We start from the raw sequence: 20805 nt of genomic DNA on the forward strand, positions 1-20805 counted from the left end.
AACAAGAAATCCCCGCCAGTCAAAGATGACTGGCGGGGACTTTCTAAAAATGGCGGCTACCTACTCTCCCACTGTTACGCAGTACCATCGGCGTGACGAGGCTTAACTTCTCTGTTCGGAATGGGAAGAGGTGGAACCCTCGTGCTATAACCACCTGAATAAATTCAATAAGGTTATGACATGATGAAAAGTAAAACTTAAGTAAGATATCAGAGTCAAATGAATGAACTTACTGATACGCTCGCTAAACGTATATATCGCGATCCGCACCGTCCGAAAGAAAGTGAACGGGCAATTAGTAATGCTCGGCTTTGATGTTACCACCTTTACACCTGCATCCTATCAACGTCATCGTCTTTAACGACCCTAAGAAATCTAATCTTGTGGCTGGCTTCGTACTTAGATGCTTTCAGCACTTATCCAATCCCGACTTAGATACCCAGCAATGCACCTGGCGGCACAACTGGTAAACCAGCGGTCAGTCCAACACGGTCCTCTCGTACTAGTGTCAGAGCCACGCAAATTTCATACGCCCACGATAGATAGAGACCGAACTGTCTCACGACGTTCTGAACCCAGCTCGCGTGCCACTTTAATGGGCGAACAGCCCAACCCTTGGGACCTTCTCCAGCCCCAGGATGTGACGAGCCGACATCGAGGTGCCAAACCCCTCCGTCGATATGAGCTCTTGGGAGGGATCAGCCTGTTATCCCCGGAGTACCTTTTATCCTTTGAGCGATGTCCCTTCCATACGGAAACACCGGATCACTATGCTCTAGTTTCCTACCTGATCGACTTGTAAGTCTCCCAGTCAAGCGCCCTTATGCCATTACACTCTGCGGACGGTTACCAATCGTCCTGAGGGCACCTTTAGAAGCCTCCGTTACTATTTTGGAGGCGACCACCCCAGTCAAACTACCCACCAAACAGTGTCCTCGTACCACGAGTTAGAACTCAAATAATCAAAGGGCCGTATTTCAACAGCGACTCCACAAATACTGGCGTACCTGCTTCGAAGTCTCCGGCCTATCCTACACATCAATTACCCAAATTCAATGTTAAGCTATAGTAAAGGTTCACGGGGTCTTTTCGTCCCATCGCGGGTAATCGGCATCTTCACCGATACTACAATTTCACTGAGCTCACGGTTGAGACAGTGTCCAGATCATTACACCATTCGTGCAGGTCGGAACTTACCCGACAAGGAATTTCGCTACCTTAGGACCGTTATAGTTACGGCCGCCGTTTACTGGGGCTTCAATTCAATGCTTCTCTTGCGATGACATCTCCTCTTAACCTTCCAGCACCGGGCAGGTGTCAGGCTGTATACGTAATCTTTCAATTTGGCACAGCCCTGTGTTTTTGTTAAACAGTTGCCTGGACCTATTCTCTGCGCCCAACTCTCGTTGGGACCCTTTATCCCGAAGTTACAGGGTCAATTTGCCTAGTTCCTTAACCGTGAATCACTCAAGCGCCTTAGTATATTCAACCCGACTACGTGTGTCCGTTTGCGGTACGGGTACCTCAAGGATTAAGTTTAGCGGATTTTCTTGGGAGTATGATTACACGCACTATTGGATTGTTCCGAAGAACGCTCCATACTATCAGGTTCGACTCTTATCCTGGATTTGCCTGGGATAATCAACATCTACACCCTTCAACGGACTATTCCGTCAGTCCGCGGCGCTGTCACTGCTCCGTCTCCACGTCACTCCTTAAGGTAGTACAGGAATATTAACCTGTTCTGCCATCGGCCTCACCGTTCGGCTGAGCCTTAGGACCCGACTAACCCTGATCCGATTAGCGTTGATCAGGAAACCTTAGTCTTTCGGCGAGGGGGTTTCTCACCCCCTTTATCGTTACTTATACCTACATTTGCTTTTCCACACGCTCCAGCAAAGCTCACGCTTCACCTTCGACGCAGAGTGGAATGCTCCCCTACCGATCATTACTGATCCCATAGCTTCGGTAAAACACTTAATGCCCGATTATTATCCACGCCAAACTCCTCGACTAGTGAGCTGTTACGCACTCTTTAAATGAATGGCTGCTTCCAAGCCAACATCCTAGCTGTCTTAGCAATCTGACTTCGTTAGTTCAACTTAGTGTTTATTTGGGGACCTTAGCTGATGGTCTGGATTCTTCTCCTTTAGGACATGGACCTTAGCACCCATGCCCTCACTCCTGTGATAGAACTAATGCGCATTCGGAGTTTATCAAGACTTGATAGGCGGTGAAGCCCTCGCATCTTATCAGTCGCTCTACCTCACATTAGTAACTCACAAGGCTGCACCTAAATGCATTTCGGGGAGTACGAGCTATCTCCAAGTTTGATTAGCCTTTCACCCCCACCCTCAGTTCATCCGGAAGCTTTTCAACGCTTATCGGTTCGGTCCTCCAGTTAGTGTTACCTAACCTTCAACCTGACCAAGGGTAGATCACTTGGTTTCGCGTCTACTCCTTCCGACTCGACGCCCTGTTCAGACTCGCTTTCGCTTCGGCTGCACATCTCAAGATGCTTAACCTTGCCGGAAAAAGTAACTCGTAGGTTCATTATGCAAAAGGCACGCCGTCACTGCTTACGCAGCTCCGACCGCTTGTAGGCGCACGGTTTCAGGGACTATTTCACTCTTCTATTCGAAGTGCTTTTCACCTTTCCTTCACAGTACTGGTTCGCTATCGGTCTCTCGGGAGTATTTAGCCTTACCGGATGGTCCCGGCAGATTCACGCAAGATTTCTCGTGTCCCGCGCTACTCAGGATACCACTACGCTTAATTTGACTTCATGTACCGGACTATCACCGTCTATGGTCCCACTTTCCAGAGGATTCTATTCATCAAATGTCTTGCGATATCGTGGTCCTACAACCCCACACATGCCGTAACATGGGTGGTTTGGGCTATTCCCCGTTCGCTCGCCACTACTAGGGGAATCATTATTATTTTCTTTTCCTACAGGTACTAAGATGTTTCAGTTCCCTGCGTTAGCTTCCATCAAAGATGGATGACATTCCTTCAGAATGCCGGGTTGTCCCATTCGGAAATCTCTGGATCAAAGGTTATTTGCACCTACCCAGAGCTTATCGCAGCTTATCACGTCCTTCATCGCCTCCGAGAGCCAAGGCATCCGCCATGCGCCCTTGCTTACTTTCTTTCAAACTTACTTAATGGATAATGGAGAATGGAAAATGGATAATGCAGAAGCTTTATCAATCGCCATGTACCATATCTATTACGTACGGTTCGATATATACTTTTAGCTCTTTACTAAATTTTACTTTTTGTACATCATGTCAAAGATCGTTTCTCTTTTTCAGAGATGGTGGAGAATAACGGATTCGAACCGTTGACCCTCTGCGTGCAAGGCAGATGCTCTAGCCAGCTGAGCTAATCCCCCAAGAGTAATTGAACATTCCAACACTGTATTGGCAACGACAATTTTTGTTCGGAGTAGTCCCAGGCAGAGTTGAACTGCCGACCTCTACATTATCAGTGTAGCGCTCTAACCAACTGAGCTATAGGACTATGTTCTACGCATTATCGGCTGCTTTCGGCATAATCGATGCAAGCATCGCTTCTGCTCTCTCTTGCTCGATAATTCAACCTTGTCTACCTGATGTTAGACTCGGCTTCTTTCTTTCTCTTGTTTATCTCTATCTATACTTCTATAGATGGTTGATCTATATGTTATAAATAAACAAGTACCAGTAGTACAATAATAGAACCAATGAAATCGTTGCAACGACATCGCTCCAGAAAGGAGGTGTTCCAGCCGCACCTTCCGGTACGGCTACCTTGTTACGACTTAGCCCCAATTACCAGTTTTACCCTAGGACGCTCCTTGCGGTTACGTACTTCAGGTACCCCCGGCTTTCATGGCTTGACGGGCGGTGTGTACAAGGCCCGGGAACGTATTCACCGCGCCATGGCTGATGCGCGATTACTAGCGAATCCAGCTTCACGAAGTCGGGTTGCAGACTTCGATCCGAACTGAGAGAGGCTTTTGGGATTAGCATCCTGTCACCAGGTAGCTGCCTTCTGTACCCCCCATTGTAACACGTGTGTAGCCCCGGACGTAAGGGCCGTGCTGATTTGACGTCATCCCCACCTTCCTCACATCTTACGACGGCAGTCTCTCTAGAGTCCTCAGCATGACCTGTTAGTAACTAAAGATAAGGGTTGCGCTCGTTATGGCACTTAAGCCGACACCTCACGGCACGAGCTGACGACAACCATGCAGCACCTTCACATTTGCCTTGCGGCTAACCTGTTTCCAGATTATTCAAATGCAATTTAAGCCCGGGTAAGGTTCCTCGCGTATCATCGAATTAAACCACATGTTCCTCCGCTTGTGCGGGCCCCCGTCAATTCCTTTGAGTTTCACCGTTGCCGGCGTACTCCCCAGGTGGAATACTTAATGCTTTCGCTTGGCCGCTTACTGTATATCGCAAACAGCGAGTATTCATCGTTTACTGTGTGGACTACCAGGGTATCTAATCCTGTTTGATACCCACACTTTCGAGCATCAGTGTCAGTTGCAGTCCAGTGAGCTGCCTTCGCAATCGGAGTTCTTCGTGATATCTAAGCATTTCACCGCTACACCACGAATTCCGCCCACCTCTACTGTACTCAAGACAGCCAGTATCAACTGCAATTTTACGGTTGAGCCGCAAACTTTCACAACTGACTTAACTGTCCACCTACGCTCCCTTTAAACCCAATAAATCCGGATAACGCTCGGATCCTCCGTATTACCGCGGCTGCTGGCACGGAGTTAGCCGATCCTTATTCATATGGTACATACAAAATTCCACACGTGGAAAACTTTATTCCCATATAAAAGAAGTTTACAACCCATAGGGCAGTCATCCTTCACGCTACTTGGCTGGTTCAGACTCCCGTCCATTGACCAATATTCCTCACTGCTGCCTCCCGTAGGAGTTTGGACCGTGTCTCAGTTCCAATGTGGGGGACCTTCCTCTCAGAACCCCTATCCATCGAAGGTTTGGTGAGCCGTTACCTCACCAACTGCCTAATGGAACGCATCCCCATCGATAACCGAAATTCTTTAATAATCAAACCATGCGGTCTGATTATACTATCGGGTATTAATCTTTCTTTCGAAAGGCTATCCCCGAGTTATCGGCAGGTTGGATACGTGTTACTCACCCGTGCGCCGGTCGCCATCTCCAGTTTGCAAGCAAACTGAAATGCTGCCCCTCGACTTGCATGTGTTAAGCCTGTAGCTAGCGTTCATCCTGAGCCAGGATCAAACTCTTCATTGTAAAAGTTATTTTAATCAGCATTGCTGCTGGTTCTTGCTCTGTTCAGGATGCCGTACAATTTATTGACTTCATTAATACCTTAAGTCTCATGCATATTACTATATATAAGACAAGTATTGACGGTTCTATTTTTTTCTTGTACTACTTGTATTGTTTATCAATATTTCAAAGAACTAACGTGACTTCTGTCGCGCTGCTTTCTTAGCGAAAGCGGATGCAAAGATAAGAACTTTTTCAGATAACCTCCAAACTTTTTTCGAAGTTTTTTTGTTTTTATTTTCTGAAGCCTTAAACTTTAGCAGAATGTCAATTGTTAGGCTGTCCCTCTCTTGGAAAGCGGGTGCAAAAGTACGAGGTTTTGCTATACAATCCAAATATATCTGACTATTTTCTACCACTTTTTTGAAACTTTTCTGTAACCACCTGATTGACAATGATATTGTAGAGTATCTTTTTCTACTGTAATTGTAAAAGCTATTTTCTTTATACATTAATATATATTCACGTGTAAGTAAAGGATTGAATAGATAAAAATCACGACTACATAATTAATATCCATGAACTAGTGAACGTGAATAATACACAAACCTACGAAAGAAAGCCTGCTATTTACAAACGTATGGAATAAAAAGACAATAAAAGGAATGGAAAAATCTGCTTAAGTTTTATTATATCGTAATTCTGTTGAATAAATTGATGCAATGAGGTATATGGATACATAAGTAGTTTACTTATTACGAAACAATACGAACGGATGGAGAAAAGATGCTATCATCATACTTAAATAAGCAGGCAAAGGTTTACAAATGCAGGCGAAACAGTGCGACAAAACAAAGGTTCCACCACCTTTCTTGCCAAGAAAAGCGATGGAAGCTTGTTATCATTTGAATTACTGAATTTTATGAATGGAGTAAATCTTTTGTTATTTCTTTAAAATAGAAATTCCAACTACTGCTACTGTATGTTACAATCGCAGCCTCCGTATCAATACTTGCCAATGCTCTGCAATTAGTGAAAGCTGCATAACCGATAGTTACCATCCGGTTCCATCCCATCCGGCAGCAGTGTACCATGACAAAGTGCGATAGAAAGTATTCATAGTAGAATTACTTTCGCCAGTAGGTATATATGTAGAAAGTCCTTCCGAACCTTCCATAGTAAACATTCTACGAATGATACCGGAATAGTTTTTGAGAGTTGTTTTCCTATATACAACAGCTGCTTCAAAGGCTGTATACCAAGACCGATAATCCGCATTATCCACTCCACCTGTCAAATTTCGGATCAAATTTTCAAAATCATAATTAGCGTCATCGTTAAAATCATAAGCTAATATATCGCTACGGTCTACTTCCCTCTTCTCTTGAATATAATTAGGAATAATTGTCTTGGTTGCCGCTGCCAAATTATCCAAAGCCGCACTCTTTATCACAGAAGTAGCAACTCCTCCCGTCCAATTCTCATTACTAACAGGAGCAACCCCTGTATAAGATTTTTCATAATATCCATAATACGCCTCTGCTATATTTGTCGCCAAATTTGTTTCAGTAAACATTTCCGGTACTACTGCCTTATAAGGTGCCCCCGGCCCCGGAATCTCCGTAGGAGAACCTATAAAATATTCGGCACAGTCACGAAGTTCATAGGCGACTTCCACAGATTGCATATTACATGAGTCAAACAATATGAATTTTAATGGTTTTGGAAAAGCAGAGGACAATGCTTCACGGAAATCCGGTATATTCATCTGAGTCCTACGATAATATCCGATGGAGCGAGAGTTCGCATTATTACTGGCCGGCACCCATGAAGAGCTATGAGACAAGAATACAAAACCATAACTATCTGCAGGGAAATAACTGACCGTTTGGGAAATAACACTGGTCATCACTTCCTTATCCAGCGGATTTTGTTCATCATAAGTAAAAAGAGTATCAGCCACTACTTTACCATTCTTCTGTTTCAATGAAATAAGATGAGGAACGTCATTTACCATCTCACTATAAACAACCAAATTACACTTGGAATAATCAACCTCTTCCATACCCGCCTTCATATCGCTAAAGTTGACTTTAAAAAGGCTCGATAACTCACTAACTCCATTATCCCCTACGATATAGACCAATACCGTACGTCCTACCTGCTCACGTGGTTCAGGTCCTTCAGGACCTTCGTTTTCATTATTCTCACAAGCTGCAAACAGCGCAGCCAAACCCATGAGAAGGGATAATATTTTAATCTTTTTCATTAGATTTCCAATTAGTTACGGCCACAAAGATAAAAAAATAAGAGATGCAAACCTGCATCTCTTATCATATTAACAATTAATCTTTTACTCTTCCGGTTTTATAAAGTGGAATTTATCAGTATCAATCCGTGTTACTGTGGTATTCCTATTCCTTTTATATTTACTCAGAATCTTCGTTGCTTCTTTCTCCAGCTTTTTTCTGTTTTCTGAGAAATAGATCATACAGGTACTATTCTGCTGCAGTCCGTTATCTTCCACATAATTCTTCAGCTGATAGCTATACAGATCACGATGAGTCAGAAAACCTTCCTTGCTAACCTTTGCGCTATCCAATATTTGAATATCCGTAAAATACACGACTGTATCCGTAAAGGAAGCGGCAATTCCGAAGGCATAAACTGTTTTTGAGTGGTCTTTCTTTAAAGAGAAAGCCGAGCACATTGTCAACACAAGTGCCATTGCAAATAGTATTTTTACGTATTTCATATCATAAATTTTTAATTGTGGCAAAGGTAACAAAAAAGAGGAAATATCATCTATTTATCATTAAGATTTAGTATTTCTATTCATATATCCATAGCAACACGGGCTTCTTCTCGGCTTTCAGCAGCGCATCGACCTTCCGCATCACGTCATCACAGATCACAGGACATCCCTGGCTGATCCCCAATGGAAGATGCATGGGGTATATCTCCAAAGTCGGTACCGGAGTGTACGAATGAAGCACAATGTAACGCTTGAAAGCATTGCTGTTAGTCGATTCCAATCCATGCAGTTTATAATGTACATTAATCCCCCATTTACTATACGAACGGATTCCGACCTTATACTTCCCCAAAGAAGAACAATAGCTGCCTTCCACATTACTATATACCGGTTTCTTCGGTGTGCTCTCCTTGCCATATCCATGAGCACACAGACTTGAATATTTGATGGAATCGCCTTTGAAATCCCAGACAAAGAAACGCTTCTTGCCGGAAGGAATGCTGAAATCTACCAGAAAGCAATAATTCGTATTAAACCCTTTCTCTACGCAATAGGTTTTCGCCGCAAGGGCCTTTTCCCGCAAGGGTCGTTCGGCTTTGGCTACAAAGCCAATGCCCAGACCAACAAGTGTGAATAATATCAGAGCAGACTTCTTCATAAAATTGTGCATAGTATAGCATTGACGAATAACGGCTGAATAAAAAGTCGCATAAGTACATTCTTCAGATGATTACTCCAAGAAGTGCAACTTATGCGACCCTAATTTTTTTTTCAGAAACTGATATTCCTCACTTATCCCAAGTAGGATTTGAGCAATTTACTACGATTACTTTGTCTTAGTCTTCTAATTGCTTTTTCTTTAATCTGACGAACGCGCTCACGTGTGAGGCCAAACTTATCGCCGATTTCTTCCAATGTCATTTCTTGTTGTCCGATACCGAAAAACATCTGTATGATTTCTTTTTCGCGTTCGGTTAACGTAGAAAGAGCTCTATCAATTTCCCTCGCAAGAGACTCATTAACCAGAGAGCGGTCCGCCATAGGCGAATCGTCGTTTACCAACACATCCAGCAGGCTGTTGTCTTCTCCTTCCACGAAAGGCGCATCCACCGAAATATGACGGCCGGATACCTTCAGCGTATCAGAGATCTTGTCAACCGGAATTTCCAGTTCATCTGCCAACTCTTCGGGAGATGGACGCCGCTCGTTTTCCTGTTCGAACTTTGAGAAGGCTTTGCTGATCTTATTCAGCGAACCTACCTGATTCAACGGGAGACGAACAATACGCGACTGCTCTGCCAATGCTTGCAGAATAGACTGGCGAATCCACCATACGGCGTAGCTGATAAACTTGAATCCACGTGTTTCATCAAACTTTTCGGCGGCCTTGATCAGTCCTAAATTGCCTTCATTAATCAAGTCAGGCAAACTCAAACCCTGGTTCTGGTACTGCTTGGCCACAGACACGACGAAACGAAGATTGGCACGTGTCAATTTTTCCAATGCTACACGGTCACCCTTACGAATGCGCTGAGCGAGTTCCACTTCTTCCTCGACTGTAATCAGGTCCTCACGGCCGATTTCCTGCAAATACTTGTCAAGAGAAGCGCTCTCTCTGTTAGTGATACTTTTGGTAATCTTTAGTTGTCTCATTCTTTAAAAACAGATTTGGAGTGCAAAGTTACGACAAATAATTTGTTAACATACATATTTAGGCAACTTTTTCACTATATTTTCAACTAATAAAACAAAAAAGAATGCCGACAAGTTGTGTGACGGCATCCTTTTTCTATTTCATTAGCTTATCCTACAATCTTCTTACCTTAATTTATAACTTATTCCTGAGTCAGGTCTACTGCAAAGTATCCGCGCTTGCCGGACGGGAATACGCCGGTCAGGAACAATACCTGATTCGGAGACTTTACAGCGGCTTTCATCACTTCTTCCAGATCGCTTACTTTGCGCATCGGCTGGTCATTAGCTTTCAGGATGATGAAACCTTTGCGAACTCCTGCATCTGACATCTTACCTGAAGAAACGCCTGTCACTTGCAGACCATAGCCGAGGTTTAGCTGTTTCTTCAAGTCATCCGGCAACTCTTTGAATGCAGCACCCAGAATTTCCATGCCTGCTTCCTTCACAATCTTGGTAGTACCCTGTTCGTTCTTCAGCGTCACTTCTACTGACTTTTCTTTCTTGTCACGAACCAGTTTCACAGTTACCTTATCGCCCGGACGGTGTTTAGCCAATGCTTCCTGCAGGTCGGCAAAATTATGTACTTTCTTGTTATCTAAACCGACAATTACGTCATCCACCTTGATATCAGCACCGGCAGCCGAACCGTTATCAACGATTTCACGTACCCATACGCCGTCTACCACGCCAAATTCTTTTGCTTTATCACGCAGTGTAGTACCAGACTTATCGATAGGACTCTGGTCTTCCATGATGCTGCTGCCCAAAGAAGCTCCCTTGATGCCAAGGAGGGCACGCTGTACCGTTCCGTATTGTTTCAGGTCAGCAACTACCTTAGTCATGATGCTGGTAGGAATAGCGAAGCCGTATCCTGCGTATGCTCCCGTAGGTGAAGACAACACGGAGTTGATACCTACCAGTTCGCCTTTCGCATTCACCAGTGCACCACCACTATTCCCTTGGTTGATAGCGGCATCTGTCTGGATGAAAGATTCAATACCACCATTGTATACTCCCAGAGTACGGGCTTTGGCACTTACGATACCTGCTGTCACTGTAGAGTTCAGATTGAAGGGATTTCCTACGGCGAGTACCCACTCTCCTACTTTCAGTGTTTCGGAATCTCCAACCGGAATAGTAGGCAGATCATCATCAGACTCAATCTTGATCAGAGCAAGGTCTGTGCTCGGGTCAGTACCGATCACACGTCCTCTGAACTCACGGTTGTCATTCAGCTTCACACTGATCTCATCGGCACCTTCAATTACGTGATTGTTGGTCACGATATATCCGTCTTTTGAAATGATGACTCCGGAGCCAAAGCCAACGCGAGGCTGGGATTGTACCTGACGCTGCTGTCCGCGTCCGTCTCCAAAGAAGAAGTCAAAAATATCCGGCGCTTGCTGAACGGTTCTTGTTTTAGCTTCCTGAGTAGACTTTATATGTACGACAGCATGAAGCGAATTCTCCGCAGCTTGTGTCAAGTCAACCGGTTGAGCGTTTACCGCGTCAAAAGCAGCCAATTTGACATTGGGATTCTGCTGGAACATCTCATTAAAAGATGTCTCCTTGGCAGCATCATTGGATTGCAACAATTTGTAAGTTGTCAATCCTGCAACTCCTGAGCTAAGAAGAATAATAGCTCCTACTCCCAGAATGTTCTTTGTTGTCTGTTTCATGATTTATAATTCTTTAAAATGTTAATATTCGACATTGTTTTAACTTTTACGACGTTAAAATAATAACAAATATCGTTCACTTATTCTACTTGTCACTCTTTTTTGTCCTCTTTTAACAGAGAATATTTGAGGCTTAACAGCGCTTAACGACAGCAACTGACAAATTTACATTCGTTGTATGTCAGATGGCTTTAACAGTCTGACATTCATTCAGTAAGATCAGATTTTCATGACACCGATTCCGGGTAAGTCATTCAAGGTGATTTTCCCCTTCACCACTTCTACTCCTTTGAAGCGATCGTTGGAGATAAGCAGGTTACCATCGAGGTCGGCAAAATCGACCGCCGGAGAAAATTGCGAGGCGGCAGATATCGCACACGAAGTCTCCGTCATACAGCCCACCATCACGCGCATTCCCAAAGCGTGCGCCAGCGTCACCATCTTCCATGCTTCACGCATACCGGTACATTTCATCAGTTTGATATTGATTCCCGTAAATGCGCCTTTCAAAGCGGCCACATCCTTTAAACGCTGTAACGACTCATCGGCAAACACCGGCAGAGGGCTTTGCTGCGTCACCCAGGCTATGTCATCCAGTTGCTCCTTCGGCATGGGCTGCTCTATCATTACAATCTCCTTCTCTTTCAGCCAATGGATCATATCGAGCGCGTATTGGCGGTCTTTCCATCCCTGGTTGGCATCTATGGCAATCGGAAGGTCTGTCACCGAACGGATCGTCTCTATCATTTCCTTATCGTTGTCTCTTCCCAGCTTTACCTTTAATATATTAAACCGGTCTGCACACTCTTTTGTTTTGACACGAACCACATCGGGCGTATCGATACCGATCGTAAAGGTGGTGGAAGGGGTCTTTTCCTTATTCAATCCCCATATCTTATGCCACGGAGCTCCCAGTAGCTTTCCCACCAAATCATGAAGGGCAATATCTACCGCTGCCTTTGCCGCTGTGTCTTTCGGCGACAGACTGTCAACGTATGACAAAATGTCCTCTAACTGAAAAGGATCACTGAATTGCTCCAGATTTACTTTTTTAAGGAAGTTCATCACCGACTCCACCGTCTCCCCAAGATAAGGGGGCATTGACGCCTCTCCATATCCGGTCACTCCCTCATACTCGATTTCTACCTGCACATCGGGTGTGGTGGTGCGCGAATAAGTGGCTACCGTAAAGACGTGCCTCAACTTTAACTCATAAGGGAAAAAAGTCATTTTCATCTTTCCTCCCATACCCTGTTTGTTTATATGAATGGTGGAAGTTATAGATTCTCCCGCCAATGCCTGACTGACAGCTATTCCGGAGCCTAAAGTTGCAAAGGCGGCCGTTTTCAGGAAATCTCTTCTATTTGGCATTTGTTGAATGGATAATGGATAATTGATAATGGATAATGATTAGTCATATAAATAATAGGGGTTATGGTCGGTGGTATTCATGCCTTTCTCCTTATTTATATAAGGCAGGAAGCGGGTGGCAAAAAGCAGACGGCCGGTGTTGAACTCGTCGTAGTACTCGTCTTCGGGATCAAAGCTGCTGATATGTACGTCTCCCAAGGCATGGATGAAGCGTTTGTTGCCCAGGTAGATGCCGACGTGTGAGATGCCTTCTTTGCGGTCGGCTGTGGCTTTGCGACCGAAAAAGACGAGATCTCCGCGTTGCACGTTGGAGAAATCAGGAGCGATTTCAATGCGTTCGCCTACATAAGCCTGTTGCGACGCATCTCTCGGGATGATTATATCGTGCATAAAAAGCACTGTCCGGACCAGACCGCTGCAATCGACTCCTTTCGAAGAAGTTCCCGCCCACAGATAGGGGATTCCGATCATTGTATAGGCAGTTTGAATAATGCTTTCGACATCCTGTTTCAATGAAGCTCTCCACTTCGTTTCGGGTTGTGAAATATGTTTGGAGATATATGCCTGGCGACCGTCGGGATAAGACACTTTGTAAAAGCGCCCTTTGCTCCCCTCCCACTTCAGACGGTTGCCTGCAACGACATCCGATACGGTCTGAGAGTCATCATCCGGTTTTTCGTACGTAAATCCATAATGGGAAGTCACTACGATCTTCTCAGCACGGTTCCATTCATCGTATTGCTCTTTCGACATCGGAGTAATCACCATCCGGTGTACCCATCCCGTATAGTCATCCGGAGTCTGAATCTCATACCAGCCGGTATATTGTAATACCTTAACCGGCATTCCGAGCAGCGCCTGCGTACTCATCCCGGATGTAAACTTACCTTCATCGCGCATATTACAAACAGAAATGTGCACTACCCCATAAGCCGAATCAGCAGGCATGGGGCGTATTTCCTGAGCTTTCAGACTAACTACCGCTACTACCAGCAAGCAATAGAAAAAAAGGATATTTTTCTTCATTGAATCATGATTTAATGATAGCAAAGGTAGAAATTATTTCTATTTGTGACACTTTCTTTGGCTAAAACAAAATAAATGACGTACTTTTGCAGTCTAAAGCAGTTGGCCGGTCTGTCGCGTGCGCGTTTCGCGCAGGAGGAAAGTCCGGGCAACACAGAGCATCCTACTTCCTAACAGAAAGCTGTCCGCGAGGGTAGAGTAACGTAGAAGAAAATAACCGCCGCTCCTTTCGGGGAGAGGTAAGGGTGAGAAGGTAGGGTAAGAGCCTACCAGTCGTATGGTGACATACGGGCTGTACGTCTTAGGAGTTGTAAGGTCATGTAAACCGGCGTTATGAGAGCTGCTCGCTCCATGTCGGAGGGTAGACCGCTAAAGTGTCGTGGTGACACGCCACTCAGATAAATGACAGGCACCTTATATCTATAAGGTACAGAACTCGGCTTACAGGCTGACTGCTTTTTTTCTTTTTTAAACTGCTTTTTTAAAATTCTGAGCCATGAAGAAGAAAATCACCGATATATGGAAATTCATCACGTATGACATCTGGCGCATCACGGAAGATGAAGTGACTAGAACGAAATTTTCGCTCTACAATATTATCAAAACCATCTATCTCTGCATCAACCGATTTACTAAAGACCGGATGGCAAACAAGGCCTCAGCACTGACATACAGCACACTGCTTGCTATTGTGCCTATACTCGCCATCCTATTCGCCGTGGCCCGCGGATTCGGATTTGATAATTTGATGGAGCACCAGTTTCGGAGCGGCTTCGGGGGAAATATAGAAACGACGGAAGCTATTCTTTCTTTCGTCAACTCCTACCTCTCGCAAACCAAAGGCGGTATTTTCATCGGAGTAGGTCTGGTGATGTTGTTATGGACCGTGATCAATCTGGTGAGCAATATCGAAATCACTTTCAACCGCATTTGGGAAGTTAAGAAGGCGCGTTCCATGTACCGGAAGATTACGGACTATTTCTCCATGTTCCTGCTCATGCCGATTCTGATTGTGGTATCGGGCGGTCTTTCCCTGTTTGTGAGCACCGTGCTGAAGCAGATGGACGATTTCGTTTTATTGGCTCCCGTCATGAAGTTCATGATCCGCCTTATCCCATTTGTATTAACTTGGCTGATGTTTACGGGCTTGTATATCTTCATGCCCAACACGAAAGTGAAATTCAAGCACGCTCTGATTGCAGGTATCCTGGCAGGTTCCGCTTATCAGGCCTTCCAGTTCCTGTATATCAACAGCCAGTTATGGGTATCAAAATACAATGCTATCTACGGTAGCTTCGCCGCCCTCCCCTTGTTTCTGCTCTGGTTGCAAATCTCATGGACCATCTGTCTGTTCGGAGCTGAATTGACGTATGCCGGACAAAATATCCGTAGCTTTAGCTTCGATCAGGATACCCGCAACATCAGCAGACGTTATCGTGACTTTATCTCTATCCTGATCATGTCGCTTATCGCCAAACGTTTCGAAAAGAATGAGCCGCCTTATACAGCAGCAGAGATATCGGAAGAGCATCAAATCCCCATCCGGCTGACTAATCAGGTACTCTATCAATTACAAGAAATAGACTTGATCCACGAGGTAGTGACCGACCAAAAGAGTGAAGATATCGGTTACCAACCCTCTATGGATATTAACCAGCTGAATGTAGCCATCTTGCTCGACCGACTGGATACTTATGGGTCCGAAAACTTCAAGATCGACAAGGATGAGGAGTTTAATGACGAATGGAAAGTACTGACTGAATCCAGAGAAGAATACTATAAGAAGGCAAGTAAAGTACTGCTAAAAGACCTATAAAAACTCCTTTAAACGTCTTTGTTTTTTACCAATCCTCAATTTTGAAAATTGTATTTAGACAACTATCTTATAATCAATAGATTAAAGACTACAACTTTTTCCTTTAAAAGAAACAGGCCGTTGGTTTTAAAGGAAAGCCTCGTTGGTTTTAAAGGAACGACCTCTTCCTTTTAAACCAACGAGGCTTTTTACTGTATATCTACTCCGGCAAGTCCAAGGAGTAATCTTTTTTCAATTAGTATTGATTATAAGAAATGACCTTTTCTTTCGGCTTCCTCATCTTCTTTCGTTTCTCTTTCACCGGATACCCGATTGCAATATCCAGCAATAAACGTTTGGAAGCAGGAATACCTGTCAATTGCTTGATCTCTTTTTCATCAAACCAGCCCAGGATGCAGGAACCCAGTCCTTCATTCTCTGCAGCCAATGTGATATGAGCAGCAGCGATTCCAATATCAATCAGCGGGAAATGCTTGCCTTTTACTTTTCCTCCAAGCAAGGATGTAATATTGGCAGACTCTTCTACAACCAGAATATGTACAGGGGCATCTTTGGCGAACTTATTCATGCCTAGTCCGGCTGCCGCCTTCCCCACTTTTGAAGCCAGCTCATGGTCCGTCACGACCACAAACTTCCATGGCTGCGCATTGCAGGCAGAAGGAGCCAGACGAGCAGCTTCCAGAATGCGCTCCAGCTTCTCCGCTTCTACCGGACGCTTTTTATCATACGCCCGGTCACTCTGACGAGACAGTACCAATTGCAGAAAATCCATCAGACATCTATTTTTTAATTATCTATACTGAATCATCCGGCTGATATACTTACCGATGATATCAAATTCGATATTCACTACGCTACCGATTTCAAATGTATGAAAGTTGGTATATTCGTAAGTATAAGGTATGATAGCTACCTGGAAAGTATCATCCGTCGGATTGCATACCGTCAGACTGACACCATTAACAGTCACCGAACCCTTGTCTACCGTGATATAGCCACGTTTCGCCATTTCCTTATCAAATGCATATTTAAATGTAAAATACCAGCTTCCTTCCGCATCCTTGATTTCCACACAAGTAGCAGTCTGGTCTACGTGTCCCTGCACGATATGTCCGTCCAGTCGGCCATTCATCATCATGCTGCGCTCTACATTCACCTTATCGCCCACTTTCAGCAAACCAAGATTCGAACGGTCCAGCGTTTCTTTCATGGCAGTTACCGTATACGTATCATCGGTCAGACTCACTACCGTCAGGCATACTCCGTTGTGAGAAATACTCTGATCGATCTTCAGCTCATTTACAAACGAACACTTAAATGTAAAGTGTATATTCTCCTGGTCTTTCACCAGTGCTACCAAAGTAGCGTACTCTTCTACGATTCCAGAAAACATAATATGAATTTTAAATTTTGAATTCAACTGAAGAGATACCTCTTCAATACGTCGTCAAAGATACGAATAAGGAAGGAAGTTGGAAAACTTTCTGTTTTTTTTCATATCTTGCAAAGGTTAACTTGTGAATAAATTCCGTCTGTTCGTTCATTTAATTTTTTAAAGAGGAAAAATAAACGGAGTTTTGTGATAGGTTTTACTAAATAAGAAGAAAATATGAAAATCAAAACATCACAAATCAGCATCCGGAAGATAGGACTTATTGTTCCTGTTCTCGCTTATTTCCTTATTAATGGAGTATTTACTATGTTAACGACTCTAAGCGCCAGAATCTTTTCTCTCCAATCATTTGCTAGTTCTGTGGGGCAGACTATCCCTTATCTTTCCATATTCACAGTGACTTGTTCATATCTTAGCTGTCACTTATACACCAAAAAGAAAGCTTGGGGGTATTATGGCTTTATTTTATCTTTCGCCTTCATTAGTCTCTTTTATTATCTGAAAAGTGACAACGATTATGGTATTATGCTATGGGTCATCAGTTATTTCCTGTATTCATCTGTAACAGGTATTCTATTGTATATACTATACGATTGGTTTCAAAAGAAGGAAAAACAGAAAGAATTAAAAAGGCAAAATCTTCAAAGTGAACTGAATCTCCTGAAAAATCAACTGAATCCGCATTTTCTATTCAACACTCTGAATAATATTGATAGTCTGATTTGTTCCTATCCGGAGAAAGCTTCAAAATCACTGGTACAAATGTCGGAAATGATGCGATATATGATCTATGAGACCAATACTCCCGAAGTTGATCTCGCACAAGAGCTTAAATACATCCACAATTACCTTGACCTGCAACAATTACAATATGATAATCCGAATTTGGTATCATATAGGCTGGAAGGATCACCAGATAATATTCGTGTCGCTCCTATGCTGTTCATCGCATTTATTGAAAATGCCTTCAAGCATTGTACGGATAAGAAAGCTCCTGAAGCTATCCGCCTGTTTTTTCAGATTCAGAAATCCGAGATACATTTTGAAATATTCAATATGTTCGATCCGGCAAAGCAAATCAACAAAGATTCCTCCAGCGGTATTGGGTTGAATATTATAAGGCGACGACTGGATATCTTGTATCGGCGCAGATATGATTTGCAAATCAATCAGAAAAACGGTTACTTTGATGTTTCATTAACGATTAAGCTCACATGATCCATTGTATTATAGTAGAAGACGCGCCGCTAGCAGTAGACAAACTAAAGAACTTTATCAGCAAAGTGCCTTTACTGGATTTGGTAGGCACCTTTGATAATGGGCTGGATGCTTTTGATTTCCTTCAATCCAATACGATAGACTTACTGTTCCTTGATATACAGATGGAACAGTTCACCGGTATTCAGTTGCTGAAAGCTCTCCATACGCGCCCGCATATCATCATCACATCCGCTTATGGAGAGTATGCCGTAGAAGGATTCGAATATGACGTCACCGACTATCTACTGAAGCCTTACTCCTTTGAACGCTTTCTAAAAGCAGTGAACAAGGTGCAGACGGAAATGGCATCCAATCCCCCAGCCCAGCCACTTCCCAAAGATTATATTTTTCTTAAAACAGAATACCGGATGGTACGCATCAACCTATGCGACATCTTATATATAGAAGGAAAAGGAGCCTATCTTCATGTGATCACTGACACTACAAGAATCATGACTTTACTCAGTTTCAAAGAGATTGAGTCGCTATTACCTGCCAAGCAGTTTATACGTATTCACAAGTCATATCTGATAGCTATTAATAAAATAGATAACATAGAACGCAATGTCGTAAAAATCGGAAATATGCGCATACCGATTGGGAAAAGTTATATGAAAGACTTTTATCAGCGATTACAATAATGGTTCTTAAACTCGTTCTTCAAATCGGTTCTTTCAAGGCAAAAAAGCAATAGATGTGAAGAAGAATCCCCCTCTCAAACACCGAATAACACGGCTTCGTGACCTTCAATATAAAGCAAAAAAAATGGGGCTTTTCACAAAGCTCCATTTTTCAGTTTTCAATAGGTATTAGTTTTTTTTTAAGGTAAAAAGATTGTTTTCAGGATAACGGTGCAAATATAGTCGCTTTTACTGATACTCTCCAAATTATAAAACATGTCATATAACATCTTTTTGAAATTTCTTTGGATTTATTATCATTTGACGCAAAACCGCCCATAACTTGTCCGTTACAAGGGACAAATATAGGATTATTTTCTAAGTAGCCCTAATTTTTGTTTAAAAACATGCAAAAAATTACGATTTCGGGTAGTTTTCGTCCACTTTTCCGCTATGTTTTAAGACTTTCGCATCAATAAAGAAGACTATTTCTTCGGCTATATTAGTAATATGGTCGCCCGAACGCTCCAGTTTGCGGAACACACCAACCAAGTCAACACATGTATGCGCCGTCTCCGGATGTTCGCGGATGTAATCTGCCAGGATGCCTGTGGCTTCCGCATTGATATCATCCAGCAGGTTATCTTTGCCGAATACCGCTGTCGCCATTTCAATGTTCTCTTCATTCAAGGCACGTTTTGCCAGTTCCAACATGGACAATACCTCCGCCTGCATCTCTCCCAAACGCAGACGAGTCAGCAAATCGGCATCCAGCACCGGTTCTTTACAGCGAATAACGAAACGGGCTATCCCTTCTGCAAAGTCTCCCAGACGTTCCAGATTTGTATTGATTTTCAGCATTGCCAGCACAAATCGGAGATCAATCGCCACCGGATTATACAATGCAATGATATCCTCTATATCACTGTCGATCTTCAGTTCAAAGGCATTCACCCGACGTTCGCGAACCATTACCTGTTGTGCCAGTTCCTTGTCAAGTGTCATGACTGCTTCCCCTGCACGGTCAAGCTGATTGTACACCAGTGTCCACATTTCATCCACTTCTTTCTTCAATAGAATGAGTTCCGATTCTATAAACTTTACCATAGTCTATTTATATATAAATGATTAATATTCTCGTTTTTCACAAACACTCCGGTGGCACTTAGCCGAAACGTCCTGTGATATAATTCTGGGTAGCCTCTTTCTCAGGGTTGGTGAATATCCTTTTCGTATCACCATACTCTACCATCTCTCCCAAATAGAAGAAAGCCGTCTTGTCACTGACACGTGCCGCCTGCTGCATATTGTGAGTTACGATCACGATTGTATAGTCCTTCTTCAGTTCATGAATCAGTTCCTCTACTTTGGCCGTAGAAATAGGATCGAGCGCAGAAGCCGGTTCATCCATCAACAGTACCGAAGGAGATACCGCCATGGCACGGGCAATGCAGAGACGCTGCTGCTGTCCGCCGGATAAAGCATAGGCAGACTCTTTCAGTTTATCTTTCACCTCATCCCAAAGCGCAGCCCCTTTCAGCGTCTCTTCTACCCGCTGGCGGATGAAAGCGTTATCTTTCACTCCATTGACGCGAAGCCCGTAAGCGACATTCTCGAATATGCTTTTCGGGAAAGGGTTAGGGCGCTGGAAAACCATGCCCACATTCTTGCGAAGCTCGTCCACTTCCACCCCTTTGGCATAAATATTATGCCCGTCAATCCGGATTTCACCTTCCAGACGGGTAGCGGGAATCAAGTCGTTCATCCGGTTGAAAAGACGAAGGAAAGTCGATTTGCCACATCCCGACGGTCCGATAAAGGCAACTACAGACTTTTCTTCAATCTCTATGCTGATCCCCTTCAAAGCGTGAAAATCACCATACCAGAAGTTTACATCACGCGCATCTATTTTTTTTGTATCCATAT

General features: G+C 43.7%; 14 protein-coding genes, 2 tRNA genes, 3 rRNA genes and 1 other RNA gene. 4 read left to right on the forward strand and 16 right to left on the reverse strand.

Annotation, left to right across the window (positions count from 1 at the left end):
* Positions 1-47 precede the first annotated feature (47 nt).
* The 12 genes from rrf to ACHLI0_RS04640 form a co-directional block, all read right to left on the reverse strand.
* Positions 48-158 (reverse strand): 5S ribosomal RNA (gene rrf / locus ACHLI0_RS04585).
* 117 nt (positions 159-275) lie between these two features.
* Positions 276-3154: ribosomal RNA gene (locus tag ACHLI0_RS04590) — 23S ribosomal RNA — on the reverse strand.
* Positions 3155-3320: 166 nt separating this feature from the next.
* Positions 3321-3397: transfer RNA gene (locus tag ACHLI0_RS04595), tRNA-Ala, on the reverse strand.
* A gap of 54 nt (positions 3398-3451) precedes the next feature.
* Positions 3452-3525: transfer RNA gene (locus tag ACHLI0_RS04600), tRNA-Ile, on the reverse strand.
* Positions 3526-3756: 231 nt separating this feature from the next.
* Positions 3757-5285 (reverse strand): 16S ribosomal RNA (locus ACHLI0_RS04605).
* The 16S, 23S and 5S rRNA genes sit together here with 2 tRNA genes alongside, the layout of an rRNA operon.
* A gap of 1033 nt (positions 5286-6318) precedes the next feature.
* Positions 6319-7533 carry a clostripain-related cysteine peptidase gene (locus tag ACHLI0_RS04610; RefSeq protein WP_490748553.1) on the reverse strand — a complete coding sequence of 405 codons (1215 nt, stop codon included), beginning with the start codon at positions 7531-7533 and terminating at the stop codon, positions 6319-6321.
* Positions 7534-7617: 84 nt separating this feature from the next.
* A complete protein-coding gene (locus tag ACHLI0_RS04615) occupies positions 7618-8019 on the reverse strand; it encodes a hypothetical protein (RefSeq protein WP_008762460.1) in 402 nt (133 codons plus the stop codon).
* Positions 8020-8095: 76 nt separating this feature from the next.
* On the reverse strand, positions 8096-8677 hold the full coding sequence (locus ACHLI0_RS04620; RefSeq protein ID WP_490748554.1) for a murein L,D-transpeptidase catalytic domain-containing protein: 582 nt from the start codon (positions 8675-8677) through the stop codon (positions 8096-8098).
* Between the two features lie 134 nt (positions 8678-8811).
* On the reverse strand, positions 8812-9672 hold the full coding sequence (locus tag ACHLI0_RS04625; protein WP_008766632.1) for a sigma-70 family RNA polymerase sigma factor: 861 nt from the start codon (positions 9670-9672) through the stop codon (positions 8812-8814).
* A 182-nt stretch (positions 9673-9854) separates the two neighbouring features.
* Positions 9855-11393, reverse strand: coding sequence for a trypsin-like peptidase domain-containing protein (locus ACHLI0_RS04630; RefSeq protein WP_008762458.1), 1539 nt, complete (start codon positions 11391-11393; stop codon positions 9855-9857).
* Positions 11394-11612: 219 nt separating this feature from the next.
* Entirely contained in the window at positions 11613-12764 is a 1152-nt protein-coding gene (locus tag ACHLI0_RS04635; RefSeq protein WP_490748555.1) for a dipeptide epimerase, read from the reverse strand.
* 39 nt (positions 12765-12803) lie between these two features.
* Positions 12804-13790, reverse strand: coding sequence for a C40 family peptidase (locus ACHLI0_RS04640; RefSeq protein ID WP_195365089.1), 987 nt, complete (start codon positions 13788-13790; stop codon positions 12804-12806).
* 98 nt (positions 13791-13888) lie between these two features.
* Between ACHLI0_RS04640 and rnpB the strand changes: the two genes are divergently transcribed.
* Positions 13889-14250: RNase P RNA component class A (gene rnpB / locus ACHLI0_RS04645), an RNA gene on the forward strand.
* A gap of 36 nt (positions 14251-14286) precedes the next feature.
* Positions 14287-15606, forward strand: a complete 1320-nt coding sequence (locus tag ACHLI0_RS04650) for a YihY/virulence factor BrkB family protein (protein WP_048694157.1) — start codon at positions 14287-14289, stop codon at positions 15604-15606.
* 235 nt (positions 15607-15841) lie between these two features.
* Here the strand turns inward: ACHLI0_RS04650 and ACHLI0_RS04655 are convergent, their stop codons facing one another.
* Together ACHLI0_RS04655 and ACHLI0_RS04660 are read right to left on the reverse strand one after the other, a co-directional pair.
* Positions 15842-16378, reverse strand: a complete 537-nt coding sequence (locus ACHLI0_RS04655; protein ID WP_490748556.1) for a nitroreductase family protein — start codon at positions 16376-16378, stop codon at positions 15842-15844.
* Between the two features lie 18 nt (positions 16379-16396).
* Positions 16397-16999: a riboflavin synthase gene (locus ACHLI0_RS04660; protein WP_008766638.1), complete on the reverse strand. Its 603-nt coding sequence runs from the start codon at positions 16997-16999 to the stop codon at positions 16397-16399.
* A gap of 216 nt (positions 17000-17215) precedes the next feature.
* On the opposite strand from ACHLI0_RS04660, the gene ACHLI0_RS04665 reads away from it, so the two are divergent.
* Positions 17216-18217, forward strand: coding sequence for a sensor histidine kinase (locus ACHLI0_RS04665; RefSeq protein ID WP_490748557.1), 1002 nt, complete (start codon positions 17216-17218; stop codon positions 18215-18217).
* A complete protein-coding gene (locus ACHLI0_RS04670) occupies positions 18214-18900 on the forward strand; it encodes a LytR/AlgR family response regulator transcription factor (protein WP_008762451.1) in 687 nt (228 codons plus the stop codon). Before ACHLI0_RS04665 ends, ACHLI0_RS04670 begins: the two co-directional genes overlap by 4 nt.
* Before the next feature lie 396 nt (positions 18901-19296).
* Here the strand turns inward: ACHLI0_RS04670 and phoU are convergent, their stop codons facing one another.
* Complete coding sequence (phoU, locus tag ACHLI0_RS04675) at positions 19297-19986, reverse strand: phosphate signaling complex protein PhoU (RefSeq protein ID WP_008762450.1); 690 nt, start codon at positions 19984-19986, stop codon at positions 19297-19299.
* A 58-nt stretch (positions 19987-20044) separates the two neighbouring features.
* Positions 20045-20803: a phosphate ABC transporter ATP-binding protein PstB gene (gene pstB / locus ACHLI0_RS04680; RefSeq protein ID WP_490748558.1), complete on the reverse strand. Its 759-nt coding sequence runs from the start codon at positions 20801-20803 to the stop codon at positions 20045-20047.
* Positions 20804-20805: the final 2 nt, after the last annotated feature.

The organism is Bacteroides sp. RCH18 (genome assembly GCF_058231005.1).

What these genes read in the sequence shown, in the direction of transcription:
- ACHLI0_RS04610 (WP_490748553.1), bottom strand. Translation starts at nt 7,533, where the DNA reads ATGAAAAAGATTAAAATATTATCCCTTCTCATGGGTTTGGCTGCGCTG.
- ACHLI0_RS04615 (WP_008762460.1), bottom strand. Translation starts at nt 8,019, where the DNA reads ATGAAATACGTAAAAATACTATTTGCAATGGCACTTGTGTTGACAATG.
- ACHLI0_RS04620 (WP_490748554.1), bottom strand. Translation starts at nt 8,677, where the DNA reads ATGAAGAAGTCTGCTCTGATATTATTCACACTTGTTGGTCTGGGCATT.
- ACHLI0_RS04625 (WP_008766632.1), bottom strand. Translation starts at nt 9,672, where the DNA reads ATGAGACAACTAAAGATTACCAAAAGTATCACTAACAGAGAGAGCGCT.
- ACHLI0_RS04630 (WP_008762458.1), bottom strand. Translation starts at nt 11,393, where the DNA reads ATGAAACAGACAACAAAGAACATTCTGGGAGTAGGAGCTATTATTCTT.
- ACHLI0_RS04635 (WP_490748555.1), bottom strand. Translation starts at nt 12,764, where the DNA reads ATGCCAAATAGAAGAGATTTCCTGAAAACGGCCGCCTTTGCAACTTTA.
- ACHLI0_RS04640 (WP_195365089.1), bottom strand. Translation starts at nt 13,790, where the DNA reads ATGAAGAAAAATATCCTTTTTTTCTATTGCTTGCTGGTAGTAGCGGTA.
- ACHLI0_RS04650 (WP_048694157.1), top strand. Translation starts at nt 14,287, where the DNA reads ATGAAGAAGAAAATCACCGATATATGGAAATTCATCACGTATGACATC.
- ACHLI0_RS04655 (WP_490748556.1), bottom strand. Translation starts at nt 16,378, where the DNA reads ATGGATTTTCTGCAATTGGTACTGTCTCGTCAGAGTGACCGGGCGTAT.
- ACHLI0_RS04660 (WP_008766638.1), bottom strand. Translation starts at nt 16,999, where the DNA reads ATGTTTTCTGGAATCGTAGAAGAGTACGCTACTTTGGTAGCACTGGTG.
- ACHLI0_RS04665 (WP_490748557.1), top strand. Translation starts at nt 17,216, where the DNA reads ATGAAAATCAAAACATCACAAATCAGCATCCGGAAGATAGGACTTATT.
- ACHLI0_RS04670 (WP_008762451.1), top strand. Translation starts at nt 18,214, where the DNA reads ATGATCCATTGTATTATAGTAGAAGACGCGCCGCTAGCAGTAGACAAA.
- phoU (WP_008762450.1), bottom strand. Translation starts at nt 19,986, where the DNA reads ATGGTAAAGTTTATAGAATCGGAACTCATTCTATTGAAGAAAGAAGTG.
- pstB (WP_490748558.1), bottom strand. Translation starts at nt 20,803, where the DNA reads ATGGATACAAAAAAAATAGATGCGCGTGATGTAAACTTCTGGTATGGT.